9 protein-coding genes are annotated in these 13,253 nt (G+C 66.2%); 6 read left to right on the top strand and 3 right to left on the bottom strand.

What is annotated here, in order from left to right:
• Together ACVMB0_RS32765 and galE are read right to left on the bottom strand one after the other, a co-directional pair.
• Complete coding sequence (locus ACVMB0_RS32765; RefSeq protein WP_461348839.1) at nucleotides 1-1,812, bottom strand: ABC transporter ATP-binding protein; 1,812 nt, start codon at nucleotides 1,810-1,812, stop codon at nucleotides 1-3.
• A gap of 107 nt (nucleotides 1,813-1,919) precedes the next feature.
• The gene (gene galE, locus ACVMB0_RS32760; RefSeq protein ID WP_456753759.1) at nucleotides 1,920-2,933 is read right to left on the bottom strand and encodes a UDP-glucose 4-epimerase GalE; all 1,014 of its coding nucleotides are present in this window, start codon (nucleotides 2,931-2,933) and stop codon (nucleotides 1,920-1,922) included.
• A 131-nt stretch (nucleotides 2,934-3,064) separates the two neighbouring features.
• On the opposite strand from galE, the gene ACVMB0_RS32755 reads away from it, so the two are divergent.
• A complete protein-coding gene (locus ACVMB0_RS32755) occupies nucleotides 3,065-4,111 on the top strand; it encodes a glycosyltransferase family 4 protein (RefSeq protein WP_461348838.1) in 1,047 nt (348 codons plus the stop codon).
• Here ACVMB0_RS32755 and waaF read toward each other — a convergent pair.
• Nucleotides 4,093-5,157, bottom strand: a complete 1,065-nt coding sequence (gene waaF, locus ACVMB0_RS32750; RefSeq protein ID WP_461348837.1) for a lipopolysaccharide heptosyltransferase II — start codon at nucleotides 5,155-5,157, stop codon at nucleotides 4,093-4,095. The two genes, ACVMB0_RS32755 and waaF, sit on opposite strands and share 19 nt — an antisense overlap.
• Before the next feature lie 137 nt (nucleotides 5,158-5,294).
• Between waaF and rfaD the strand changes: the two genes are divergently transcribed.
• The 5 genes from rfaD (at nucleotide 5,295) to ACVMB0_RS32725 (ending at nucleotide 13,249) form a co-directional block, all read left to right on the top strand.
• The gene (gene rfaD / locus ACVMB0_RS32745; protein WP_461348836.1) at nucleotides 5,295-6,275 is read left to right on the top strand and encodes an ADP-glyceromanno-heptose 6-epimerase; all 981 of its coding nucleotides are present in this window, start codon (nucleotides 5,295-5,297) and stop codon (nucleotides 6,273-6,275) included.
• 12 nt (nucleotides 6,276-6,287) lie between these two features.
• Nucleotides 6,288-7,760, top strand: coding sequence for a D-glycero-beta-D-manno-heptose-7-phosphate kinase (gene rfaE1, locus ACVMB0_RS32740; protein WP_461348835.1), 1,473 nt, complete (start codon nucleotides 6,288-6,290; stop codon nucleotides 7,758-7,760).
• Nucleotides 7,761-7,768: 8 nt separating this feature from the next.
• Nucleotides 7,769-9,049, top strand: a complete 1,281-nt coding sequence (locus tag ACVMB0_RS32735; RefSeq protein ID WP_461348834.1) for an O-antigen ligase family protein — start codon at nucleotides 7,769-7,771, stop codon at nucleotides 9,047-9,049.
• Between the two features lie 84 nt (nucleotides 9,050-9,133).
• A complete protein-coding gene (locus ACVMB0_RS32730) occupies nucleotides 9,134-11,047 on the top strand; it encodes an SDR family NAD(P)-dependent oxidoreductase (RefSeq protein ID WP_461348833.1) in 1,914 nt (637 codons plus the stop codon).
• Nucleotides 11,048-11,095: 48 nt separating this feature from the next.
• Nucleotides 11,096-13,249 carry an NAD-dependent epimerase/dehydratase family protein gene (locus ACVMB0_RS32725; RefSeq protein ID WP_461348832.1) on the top strand — a complete coding sequence of 718 codons (2,154 nt, stop codon included), beginning with the start codon at nucleotides 11,096-11,098 and terminating at the stop codon, nucleotides 13,247-13,249.
• Nucleotides 13,250-13,253: the final 4 nt, after the last annotated feature.

Raw genomic sequence — 13,253 nt, 5'->3', positions numbered from 1 at the left:
TCAGCCGGTGGCGCTGATCGGCGCCAGTGCCAGCGGCGACGGGTCGTGATGGTGCTGCAGGCGGAAGAACGAGGCGTAGCGGCCGCCGCGGCGCAGCAGCTCCTCATGCCGCCCGCGCTCGACGATCGTGCCCCCCTCGACCACCAGGATCGCATCGGCATGCATGATGGTGTGCAGGCGGTGCGCGATCACGATCGTGGTGCGGCCCTGGCAGAGATGCTCGATCGCCTCCTGCACCTGCTTCTCGGATTCCGAGTCGAGCGCGGCGGTGGCCTCGTCGAGCAGGATGATCGGCGCGTTCTTGATCAGCGCGCGGGCGACCGCGATGCGCTGGCGCTGGCCGCCGGACAGCTGCGTGCCGTGCTCGCCGACCGGCGTATCGTAGCCGAGCGGGAAGCTCATGATGAAGTCGTGCGCGCAGGCCGCCTTGGCGGCGTCGATGATCTCGGCCTCGGTGGCGCCCTGCTTGCCGAAGGCGATGTTGGCGCGGATGGTGTCGCGGAACAGATAGACGTCCTGGCCGACATAGGCGGTCTGCTGGCGCAGCGACTTGCGCGAGACCGACAGGATCGACTGGCCGTCGATCAGGATCTCGCCCTCGCGCGTCTCGTAGAAGCGCAGCAGCAGTGCGAGCACCGTCGACTTGCCGCCGCCGGAGGGGCCGACCAATGCGGTGACCTTGCCGGGCTCGGCTGTGAAGCTCATGTGGTTCAGCACCGGCTCGCTCGGCCGGTAGGCGAAGCCGACATCGCGCAGCTCGATCCGCGCGTCGGACAGTTTCAGCGCCGGCTTGTCGTCGTCGGCCTGCTCGCTGGCCGGGCTGTCGACCACCTCGAGCAGCATCCGCGCGCCGACCAGCTGGCTGTTGAGGTCGATATTGAGCCGCGCCAGCCGCTTGGCCGGCTCGGTCGCCATCAGGAAGGCGGTCAGGAAGGTGAAGAACTGGCCGGGCGTCGAACCGAGCGCCACCACGCTGTAGCCGCCATACATCAGACAGCCGGCGACCGCGAAGCCGCCGAGCATCTCCATCAGCGGGTTGGAGCGGTTGGCGACATGCGCCATCTTGTTGGCGTTGCGCTCGACGATCGCGATGTTCTCGTCGATACGCTGCTGCATGGCATCTTCCAGCGTGAACGCCTTCACGGTGCGGATGCCCTGCAGCGATTCCTGCATCGTCTCCATGATGTCGGCGGTGCCGGTGAACTGGTTATAGGCGAGGCCCTTGATCCGCTTCACCAGCTTGCGCAGCACCAGCATCGCCGGCGGCACCGCGACGAGTCCGATGAACGACATCAGCGGGTCCTGCCAGACCATGACCGCGACCATGCTGATCAGCATCAGGAAGTCGCGGCCGATCGCATTGACCAGCATGTTGAGCACGTCGGTGATCGACTTGGCGCCGGCGGTGAGCCGCGCCAGGAACTCCGACGAGTGCCGCTGCGAGAAGAAGCCGATGCTCTCGCTCATCAGCTTGGCGAACAATTGCCGCTGGTTCCGCGCCAGGATGGCGTTGCTGATCTTCGACAGGATCACCATGTGGCCGTAGGTCGCCACGCCCTTGATGAACAGCAGCACCACCGTGATCCCGGCGAACATCGCGATGCCGGGAATGTTCTTGTCGACATAGGCCTGGTTGATGACCTGGCCGAGCACGTAGGTGGCGCCGGCTGTCGCGCCGGCCGCAACAGCCATCAGGGCGAACGCCGTCAGATAGCGCCGCCAGTAGATGATCCCCTGCTCCGTGACCAGGCGGCGAATCAGGATCGCCGCGCCATAGGGATCGTCGGTAATCTTCTTTGGAAACTGAGCCATCCGCGTTCCATTGACGGCGGGTAGCGCCGGCCGTCAGGTTGCGGTCCTCCTTGCCCGCTTGGCGGGGCTTTTTCAAGTCCAATAACGACTTGATAACGGCTTGATTTTTAGGCCGATTCTGCCTGTCGCGCGGCGCCGCCGCGCTCCCGGAACAGCTTCTCCTCCCAGGCCAGCGCGTGGCTCGCGATGGTCTCGAGATCATCATACCGCGGGGTCCAGTCGAGAACTGAGCGGATCCGCGCCGTATCGGCCACCATGGTCATGATGTCGCCGGGCCGGCGTCCGGCGTAGGCGACCGCGAAATTGCGCATCGAAACCCGGCGCACCGCCTCGATGGTCTCGAGCACGGAATAGCCGCGGCCATAGCCGCAATTCATCGTGGCCGATTGCCCGCCGCCGCGCAGATAGGACAACGCCGAGCGATGCGCCTCGACCAGGTCGCTGACATGGATGAAGTCGCGCACGCAGCTGCCGTCCTGGGTCGGATAGTCGGTGCCGAACACGTCGATCTTGGCGCGCTGGCCGGTCGCGGCCTCGACCGCGATCTTGAGCAGATGGGTGGCGCCGATGGTGGAAAGGCCGACACGGCCCTTCGGGTCAGCACCGGCGACGTTGAAGTAGCGCAGCACGACGTAGCTCATGCCATGGGCGGAGGCGACGTCGTGCAGCATGATCTCGGTCATCAATTTCGATGAGCCATAGGGCGACAGCGGCCGGGTCGGCGCGATCTCGGGCACCGGCACCTGGTCCGGATTGCCGTAGACCGCCGCGGTCGAGGAGAAGATGAAGCGACTGATGCCGCCCTTCACCGCCGCATTGAGCAGGCTGCGCGTCGTCATGGTGTTGTTGCGGTAATAGCCCAGCGGATCGCGCATCGAGTCCGGCACCACGACGGAGCCGGCGAAATGGATGATGCTGTCGATGCCGTGCTGTGCGATCACGCCCTCGACCAGGTTCTCGTCGCCGGCATCGCCGATGAACAGCGGAACAGCTTCGGGCAGGAACGCGGAGAAGCCGGTGGAGAGATTGTCGATCACGACGACGCTCTCGCCGGCATCGACCAGCGCATGAACCATGTGACTTCCGATATAGCCGGCACCGCCGGTCACGAGCACGGTCATGGTGAGAGCTCTCCCGATATCTTTAACCGACGATGCTAACGGGAGTGCGGTGAAGAGGGGGTTTCGCCGCGGCCGAACTGGCCACTATGCTTAATGTTGCGTATAGGAGCTGGCACGAAACGGAGACTTGCGTGCCGATCGAGAACACAGCAGCCGGCGAGCTCGAGCTCATCGTGCCCAATCTGCACCGACGCTATTCGGGTGTCACCGCGACCAACCGCATGGTCGCGCCGAAGCTTGCCAGGATGTTTCGCGCAGGCTGGCTCGGCTCGCATCGGCCTGACGGCATCGACGCGATGGGATTTGCCGATCTGATGCGGCTGTGGCGGCGCGCGCTCCCCGTGATCTGGCACGCGCGGCGCAATGACGAGATGATCGCTGGCCTCGTGCTGCGCGCGCTCGGCTGGCCGCTGAAGCTGCTGTTCACCTCAGCCGCGCAGCGCCATCACACCTGGCTGACGCGCTGGCTGATCCGCAACATGGATGCGATCATCGCCACCAGCCCGCTGTCGGCCTCGTACCTGAAGCGCGAGGCGACGGTGGTGATGCACGGCGTCGACACCGAGAGCTATGCGCCGCCGGCCGATCGCGCCGCGGCCTTCGCCGAGAGCGGATTGCCCGGGCGCTATGCGATCGGCTGCTTCGGGCGGGTGCGCGCGCAGAAGGGCAGCGATGTCTTTGTCGAGGCGATGTGCCGGCTCTTGCCGCGCTATCCCGATTTCACCGCCGTTATTGTTGGCGCGGTCGTGCCGGAGCAACTGGCCTTTGCCAACGAGCTGAAGCGGAAGATCGAGGCCGCCGGGCTGCAATCGCGCGTCATCATCACCGGTGAATTGCCGATCGAGGAGGTCGTGCGCTGGTATCAGCGGCTGACGATCTACGCCTTCACCTCGCGCAACGAAGGCTTTGGCCTGACCCTGATCGAGGCGATGTCGGCGGGAGCCGCACTGGTGGCGGCGCGCGCCGGCGCCGCCGAATTCGTCGTCGAGGATGGCTCGACCGGCGTGCTGATTCCGCCCGGCGACGTCGACGCGCTGGTGGCCGCGCTCGAGCCGTTGATGCGCGATCCGGCATCGGCTGCCGCGATGGGCGCGCGGGCGCGGCAACGAGTTGTGGATAAGTTCAGCCTCGATGCCGAGGCCAACGCGATCGCGGCGGTCTATCGCACGCTGATCTGAGCCAGCACGCGCTGCGCGATCTCCACGACCTCTTCGGGGGCGATGTCGCGCATGCAGCGATGGTCGTTCATGGTGCAGACCGTGCGCTGGCACGGCTGGCAGGGCAGCTTGCTCTTGGTCTGCTGTACCGTCGCGGCGAGGCCGTTCAGGGGCTTCCAGAGATAGGGATCGGTCGGGCCGAAGATGCCCATGGTCGGGGTGCCGATCGCGGCCGCGATGTGCATCAGCCCGGAGTCGTTGGTGATGGCGACGCTGGCCGCGGCCATCGCCAGCGCGCCGTTGCGCAGATCGGTGCCGGTGAGATCGCGGACCCGCGGGCCGCCTTTGGCCGTGATCTCCTGCGCCATCGCCTTCTCGCCGGGGCCGCCGACCACCCAGACGTCGAAGCCGCGCTCGGCGAACAGCCGCGCGGCTTCGGGATAATAGGTCCAGCGCTTCGAGACGCCGACCGAGCCGGGGCCGAGCGCGATGGCCGGACCGCTGCCGAGGCCGTTGGCCTGCCGCCAGCGCCCGATCTCGTCTGTGGGAACCCGAAGCTGCGGCACTGGCCATTCCGGCGGGCGGGCGGCGCCGTCAGGCAGCGCCAGGATGGCGTTCTTGTCGATGAAGCGCGGCTGCTGCTTTTCGCCCCAGCGCATCGCGTTGATCAGGCCGAACCGGGCCTCGCCGAAGAAGCCGACCCGCTCGGGGATCCCCGCCAACGCCGGCGCGATCGCCGCCTTCCAGGTGCGCGGCAGCACCAGCGCGGTGGCGTAGTTCCGCTTGCGCAGTTCGGCGGCGAGCGAGCGCTGCCGGCCGAGGGCAAGCCGGCTGCGCGGCAGGTCGGACACGATCCCGGCCCGGACCCCGGGCATGTAGTCCACCAGCGGGGCGCATTGGCGGGTGGTCAGCAGATCGACCGGCCGGTTGGGCCAGCGCTTGCGCAGCACCCGGACCACGGTGTGGCCGCGCACGAAATCGCCGATCCAAACATAGGGTACGACGAGGATCGGTCTGGTATCCTCGGTGTCCTGTGTTTCGATGTCAGATATTGAATCAATATTCATTTCTAAATAGGCCAAAGCCGGACCGGGCGCGGCCCAGTCGGTAACCGGTTCGCGATGAGAGGTAAAGCCGTCGTTGCCTGTGGCGCGGGAGTGGGGCAAAGCTGGCGGCTGGCAAAGGAATCTGGCGGGATTTCATCATGTTTCTGGTAACCGGGGGCGCCGGTTTTATCGGGTCGAACCTCGTAGCCGCGTTGAATGACGCCGGCCGCAGCGACGTCGCGGTCTGCGACATTCTTGGGGACGACGGCAAGTGGCGGAACCTGGCCAAGCGCCAGATCGCCGATTTTGTGCCGCCAGCCGGGCTAATGGCTTGGCTGCAGGGCCGTCAACTCGATGCCATCCTCCACCTCGGCGCGATCTCGTCGACCACGGCGACCGATGGTGATGCGGTCATGGAAGCCAATTTCAGGACACCGCTACGTCTTCTCGACTGGTGCACCGCGACCGCAACCCCGCTGATCTATGCTTCCTCGGCCGCGACCTATGGCGACGGCGAGCAGGGGTTTGACGACGATGGATCGGTCGACGCGCTCAAGCGGCTGCGGCCGATGAACCTCTATGGCTGGAGCAAGAACCTGTTCGATCTCGCAGTTGCCGAGCGCGTGGCGAAGCGCGAACCGCTGCCGCCACAATGGGCCGGGCTGAAATTCTTCAACGTGTTCGGCCCCAACGAATATCACAAGGGCCCGATGATGAGCGTGCTGGCGCGCCGTTTCGACGACATCCGGGCGGGCCGCGTCGTGCAGCTGTTCAAGTCGCATCGCGAGGGCATCGCCGACGGCGACCAGCGCCGCGACTTCATCTATGTCGACGACGTCGTGCGGGTGATGATGTGGCTGATCGCGACGCCGCGGGTCTCCGGCCTGTTCAACGTCGGCACCGGCCAGGCGCGCAGCTTCAAGGACCTGATCGTCTCGGCCTATGGCGCGCTCGGCCTAGAGCCGAACATCCAGTATGTCGACATGCCCGAGCAGATTCGCGGCAGTTACCAGTACTTCACCGAGAGCGTCGTCGATCGCCTCGCGCGCGCCGGATACAATGGCGGTTTCACACGGTTAGAAGACGCGGTCGGGGCCTATGTGAAAGGCTTTCTCGATCGTGCCGATCGCTATCGCTAGAGCGGATGACTGATGTTCGATTTTGAAACGATCTCGCGTGCCATGTCGGGCCAGACCGTGCTCTGCGTCGGCGATCTCATGCTCGACGAGTTCGTCTATGGCGACGTGTCGCGGATCTCGCCGGAGGCGCCGGCGCCGGTGATCGCGGTCCGGCGCAGCGAGACCAATATCGGCGGCGCCGGCAACGTCGCGCGCAACATCGCTTCGCTCGGCGGCCGCTGCATCTTCGTCGGCCTGATCGGCGAGGATGCCGCCGGCACAATGCTGTCAGAGGCGTTGGCGAAGGAGGCCGGGATCGAGACCGTGCTGGTGCGTGACACTGCGCGTCCGACCACGCGCAAGGTGCGCTTCGTCTCCGAACAGTTCTCGACCCACATGCTGCGCTCCGATTGGGAGCTCGCCGCGCCGGCCGCGCCCGCGATCGAACAGCAGCTGATCGACGCCATCCTGCCGCGTCTTGCACAGGCCGATATCGTGCTGCTGTCCGACTATGCCAAGGGCGTGCTCACCGCGCGCGTGATCCGCAACGTGATCGATGCCGCGCGCCAGGCTGGCAAGCGCGTGATCGTCGATCCCAAGAGCGCCAATCTGGCGATCTATCGCGGCGCGACCGTGCTGACGCCGAATCGCAAGGAATTCGCCGAGGCGACCCGCAGCCGCGCCGACAGCCAGGACAGCATCGCGCAGGCTGCGCCCGACGCGATGTATCTCGCCGATTGCGAGGCGATGCTGGTGACGCAGGGCGAGCGCGGCATGACGCTGGTGACGCGGGACGGCGGCTCGATCCATGTGCCGGCGCTACCGGTCAAGGTGCGCGACGTCTCCGGGGCCGGCGATACCGTTGCCGCGGCGCTGGCGCTTGCGCTGGCGGGCGGTGCCGATTGGGAAGCCGCGCTGCGGATCGCGAGCGCTGCAGCCGCGGTCGCAGTCGGCAAGACCGGCACAGCGATCGTCAAGTCCGATGAACTGCGGCGCAGGATCCTGCCGCACGCCTCGCTGGTGGCCGAGGAGAAGATCGTTCCGGCCGGCGGTGACATCGACGCGCATCTTGCGGAATGGCGCCGGCGGGATCTGCGCATCGGCTTCACCAATGGCTGTTTCGACATCCTGCATCCCGGACACGTCAAGGTGCTGACCGCCGCGCGCGGCGCCTGCGACCGCCTGATCGTCGGCCTGAACAGCGACGCCTCGGTGAAACGGCTGAAGGGCGAGGGGCGTCCGGTGCAGAACGAGCGCGCCCGCGCCGAGGTGCTGGCGGCGCTGGAGGCCGTCGATCTCGTCGCCATTTTCGAGGAGGACACGCCGATCGACCTGATTACCAAGGTGCGGCCGAGCGTGCTGGTCAAGGGCGGCGACTATACCCGCGAGCAGGTGGTTGGCCACGAGATCGTCGAGGCCGCCGGCGGCGAGGTGGTGCTGGTCGAGATCCTGGCCGGCCACAGCACGACCTCGCTGGTGGCCCGCGCCCGCGAGGGCAAGGCGTGAGCGCGAGCGTGGCATCCCCGGCAGGCGCCGCGGCGTGCCCGGCGTGGCGCGATCCGGCGCGCTGGCAGGCCACGACCGACGTGGTCGCGGTGCTGATCGCGCTGTCGCTGCCGTGGTCGACCTCGCTGGTCGGCATCTTCGGCGTCGTGCTCTTGATCGCGATCGCGCCGACGGTCGACCTGAAGGCGTTCTGGGCGCTGCTGCAACGGCCGATCTGCGTGGCGCCGATCGCGCTGTTCTGCCTCGCGCTAACAGGCACGCTGTGGTCCGACGCCGCCTGGGGGGCGCGATTGTATGCGGTCGGGCCGACCGCGAAGCTCTTGGTGCTTCCGGTCCTGCTCTATCATTTCCAGCGCTCGACCCGCGGCACCTGGGTGTTCGCGGCCTTCGTCGTGTCCTGCACGCTGTTGATGCTGATGTCCTGGCTGGTGCTTGCCTATCCGCATCTCGCGCTGCGGGCGCCGGCTCCGGGCGAGCAGGGCGTCTTCGTCAAGAACTACATCGACCAGAGCCAGGAATTCACCCTGTGCGCGGTCGGGCTGGCCTATCCGATCGTGATGCTGCTGCGGGCCAAGCGCATCCGGCCGGCGGTGCTGTTGATCGCGGTCGCGCTCAGCCTGTTCGCCAACTTGGCGATGGTGGTGGTGTCGCGGACGGCGTTGGTGACGGTTCCGATTATGTTCGCGGTATTCGCGCCGCTCCATCTGCGCTGGCGCAGCATCGTCCTGATCCTGTGCGCGGCCGCCGCGGCGTCCGTGGTGGCGTGGTACGCATCGCCACAACTGCGCTGGACGGCCGAGTCGTTCCAGCGCGACTACAAGCTCTACATGGAGCGCAATGAGCCGACCTCGCTCGGTCTGCGGCTCGAATTCTGGCGAAAGTCGCTCGGATTCTTCGCCGAGGCCCCGGTCATCGGCCACGGCACCGGAGCGACGCGAGGACTGTTCGAGCGCGTCGCGACCGGCGGCGTGAGGGAAGCCTCAAGCGAAGTGATCGGCAACCCGCACAATCAGACGTTGAACGTCGCCGTGCAGTGGGGCATTGTGGGTGTGGCGATCCTGTACGCGATGTGGCTGCTGCACCTGGTGCTGTTCCGCGGCGACGGTCTCGTCAATTGGATTGGACTTCTCGTCGTGGTGCAGAATATTTCAAGTTCGTTGTTTAATTCACACATCTTCGACTTTCACGAAGGCTGGATGTATGTGCTGGGCGTCGGGGTTGCCGGCGGCATGGCGTTGAAGGGGCGAGCGGGGGCCGATATGGAACCCGGGCCTCCGATCCGTCCGTGATCGCTGGCAAGGGCCCTGCAGATACGCTATCAGCCTGCCAATGTCCCATCGCGAATTCCCAGTTGCCGGCAACCCGTCCATTAGATGACGCGTCTTTCACAATTTACCCTGCGCAACTTCCTGATCCTGGCGCATGACGCTCTGGCGACGACGTTTGCGTTGCTGGCGAGCTTCTACCTGCGTTTCGAAGGCAGCCTCCTCACCGATCGACTGCCGCATCTGCTGCGCATTCTGCCCTGGTTCGTGCTGTTCAGCGTTGTCGTCAGCTATTTCTCCAATCTGACCACCGCGAAATGGCGTTTCACCTCGCTGCCGGACGCGGTGAATATCCTGCGGGTCGCCGCGGTGCTGACGCTGGCGCTGGTCGTGCTGGACTACGTCTACTTCTTCAAGGGAGCGAACTCGCACAGTCCGGTGTTCCTCGGCCGGATCACGATCGTCCTGTTCTTCTTCCTCGAGGTGTTCGCGCTGAGCGCGCTGCGGCTCGGTTATCGTTATTTCCGTTACTCGCGCACGCGCCTGCACGCCCGCTCCGACAACGCCGCGCCGGCGCTGCTGGTCGGACGCACCGCCGATGCGGAAGTCGTGCTGCGCGGCATCGAGAACGGCGCCATCAAGCGGCTCTGGCCGGTCGGCGTGCTGTCGCCGTCGGCCGCGGATCGCGGCCAGATGATCCGCAACATTCCGGTGGTCGGCGGCGTCGACGACATCGAGGCCGTGATTCGCGATTTCGAGAGCCGCCAGCGGCCGATCAAGCGCGTGGTCATGACACCCTCCGCCTTTGAGCCGGACGCGCATGCGGAAAGCGTGCTGATGCGCGCCAGACGGCTCGGCCTGATGGTCAGCCGGCTGCCGTCGCTGGAGGGCGGCGACGCGCCGCGGCTCACCAATGTCGCGGTCGAAGATCTGCTGCTGCGCCCGAGCCAGAAGATCGACTACGCGCGACTCGAGACGCTGGTGAGGGGCAAGTCCGTCATCGTGACCGGCGGCGGCGGCTCGATCGGCGCGGAAATCTGCGAGCGGGTTGCGACTTTCGGGGCGGCGCGCCTCCTGGTGGTCGAGAACTCGGAGCCGGCGCTCTATGCGGTGACCGAGGCGCTGGCTGCGCGCGACAGCGGGCCCGAGATCGAAGGGCGGATCGCCGACATCCGGGATCGCGAGCGCATCACGCGCCTGATGAGCGAGTTCAAGCCCGATATCGTGTTCCATGCCGCGGCGCTCAAGCATGTGCCGATCCTGGAGCGTGACTGGAGCGAGGGGGTCAAGACCAACATCTTCGGGTCCGTGAACGTGGCCGACGCAGCGCGTGCCGCGGGCGCGAGCGCGATGGTAATGATCTCGACCGACAAGGCGATCGAGCCGGTGTCGATGCTCGGCCTGACCAAGCGTTTCGCCGAGATGTATTGCCAGGCGCTGGACCACGACCTGATGACCGAGGCCAAGGGCAAGCCGCACATGCGGTTGATCTCGGTGCGGTTCGGCAACGTGCTGGCGTCCAACGGATCGGTGGTGCCGAAATTCAAGGCGCAGATCGAGGCCGGCGGGCCGATCACGGTGACCCATCCGGACATGGTTCGTTACTTCATGACGATCCGCGAAGCCTGCGATCTCGTGATCACCGCGGCGACACATGCCATGACGCCGGCGCGGCCCGACGTCTCGGTCTATGTGCTGAACATGGGCCAGCCGGTGAAGATCGTCGATCTCGCGGAGCGGATGATCCGCCTGTCGGGCTTGCAACCGGGCGTCGACGTCGAGATCGTGTTCAGTGGCATCCGGCCCGGCGAGCGGCTGAACGAGATCCTGTTCGCGAGCCAGGAGCCGACGCTCGAGATCGGCGTCGCCGGCGTGATGGCGGCCAAGCCGAACCAGCCGCCGATGTCGACGCTGCGCAAGTGGCTCGCGGCGCTGGAGGATGCGATCGAGCGAGACGATCGCGTGACCATCCGCGCCGTGCTGCAGGATGCCGTGCCCGAGTTCGGATCGAATGCCGCCTGACCGCGCCGTCCTGCGGAGGATAGGGCAGGACTATTTCGAAAGCTATTGATGCCTCATTCTCGAAAAGTCGTGGTCGTCAGCCAGCATTATCCGCCGGACCACAGCACGACCGCCGCGATCATGGCCGCGATCGCCGAACGGATCGCGCAGGAGACGGACGTGATGGTGGTCTCCGGGATGCCAGGCTCGGCGCGCGCACCGGAGGCCGGACGACCTGTCGTCGTCGAGATCAGGAACTGGCTGCCGGGCAAGGCGGCGCTGGTCAAGCGCGCGCTCGCCGAGGCGCTGTTCACCGGCAGAATCTTTTTCGCGCTGTTGTCGCGGCTCAAGCGCGGCGATGTCGCGCTGACGGTGACCGCCCCGTTTGCGCTGCCCTACGCGGTCGCCGCCGCGGCACGGTTGAAGGGCGCGAAGTCGGCGCTGATCCTGCACGACCTGTTTCCCGATGTGCTCGTGATGGCCGGGCTGCTGCGACCGGCCTCGCTGGTGGCGCGGGCGATGCGCGCGATCAACGCGCTGATGTTCCGTGCATTGAACATCGTCATCGTGATCGGCCGCGACGCCGAGAAGTTGCTGCTGCGCTATGGCGGCATGACACAGGACAAGATCAGGTTCATCCCGAACTGGGCTACGCTTGCCCCGGGCAATCGTCCCGTCAGCCCCGACAATCCGTTTCGCAAGGCGATCGGCGCCCGTTTCGTGGTCGGCCTGTCCGGCAATCTGGGCTTCACCCACGATCCGGACATCGTCTTTAACGCAGCGCAGCTGTTGCGCCACGAGAGCGACATTCATTTCCTGCTCTCGGGCTGGGGTATGGGCTTTGCGCGATTGAAAGAGATGCAAGCCGCGGCGCAGCTTGCCAACGTCACGCTGGTCGAGCGTGTCGCCGACGGCGAACTGGATGCCTTGCTGTCCAGCGCGGACGTCTGGCTCATTCCCTATCGCAAGGACGTCGCCGGCGTGTCGGTGCCGAGCCGGTTCTACAACCTGCTTGCGGCCGGCCGGCCCGTCATCCTGGTCTCCGAGCCCGAGGCCGAGGCGGCGCTGACGGTCAGCGAAAACCGGCTGGGCTGGGTGGTCTCGCCGGGCAGGGCCGGATCAACTCGCCGACGCCATCCGCCTGGCGTCGCGATCGCAGGACGCTGCGATGGCCGAGCGCGCCGTCGCGGCCGCGCGGACCTTCAGTCCGGAGCGGGCGCTGGCGAGCTATGCCGCGCTGGTTGCGGAGCTGCTATCCAATCGCGAAGTGGAGCGCACGGCATGAGCGATGGTCGGCGGACGGTACTGGTGACGGGTGCCAGCGGCTTTGTCGGTCGCCATGTGGTGCCCGCGCTGACGCGCAATGGCTGGATGGTGCGCAGCGCGGTGCGAACCACGCCGCAAGACGCCAACGACGTGGCGATCGGCTCGCTCAGTCCAGCCACCGATTGGCGCGCCGCTCTCGACGGCGTCGACGTCGTTGTTCATCTTGCGGCCCGCGTTCACCAGCAGTCCGACGAGCAGGCGATCGAGCTTTACCGCAATGTCAATATCGAAGGCACGCTGCATCTGGCGCGTGCCGCGGCCGCGGCGGGTGTCCGGGATTTCATTTTCGTCAGCACGATCCTGGTGCACGGGCGCAGCAATTACGGGCGCCCGCCATTTCGCGAGGACGATGTCCTGACGCCCCGCGGCCTCTATGGAAACTCGAAGGCCGCTGCCGAAGTCGGCTTAAAGGAAATTGCGCCGGGCAGCGGCATGAGGGTGACCGTGATCCGGCCGCCGTTGATCTACGGGGCCGGTGCCAAGGGAAATTTCGCCTTGCTCAAGCGCGCGGTGATCAATCGCTTGCCGCTTCCGCTCGCCTACGTCAAGAATCGTCGCGCGTTCGTGTCGGCGGAGAACCTGGCGTCGTTCATCCTGCACCGGTTGTCTCATCCAGGGAACGATTACGACGTGTTTCTGGTGGCCGATCGCGAGCAGGTCTCGACGCGGGAGTTCGTTGAGCGCCTTGCCCGCGCGGCAGAAACCTCGCCGCGCCTGTTCTGGCTGCCGCCGCCGCTGTTGAAGGTGTCGCTCACGATGAGCGGGCGCAAGGAGGCCTATGACAGCCTGTACGCCTCGCTTGAACTTGATCTCTCCAAGATCGCGGGCACCGGTTGGCGGCAGCCACTGAGCCTCGACGAGGGACTGAAGCGCGCGCTGCGCAAAACGGAAACCTGACCTG

This window comes from Bradyrhizobium sp. USDA 4451, assembly GCF_054822585.1.
The sequence above is the reverse complement of the archived record's forward strand: the minus strand, read 5'-3'. Positions and strand labels throughout refer to the sequence as shown.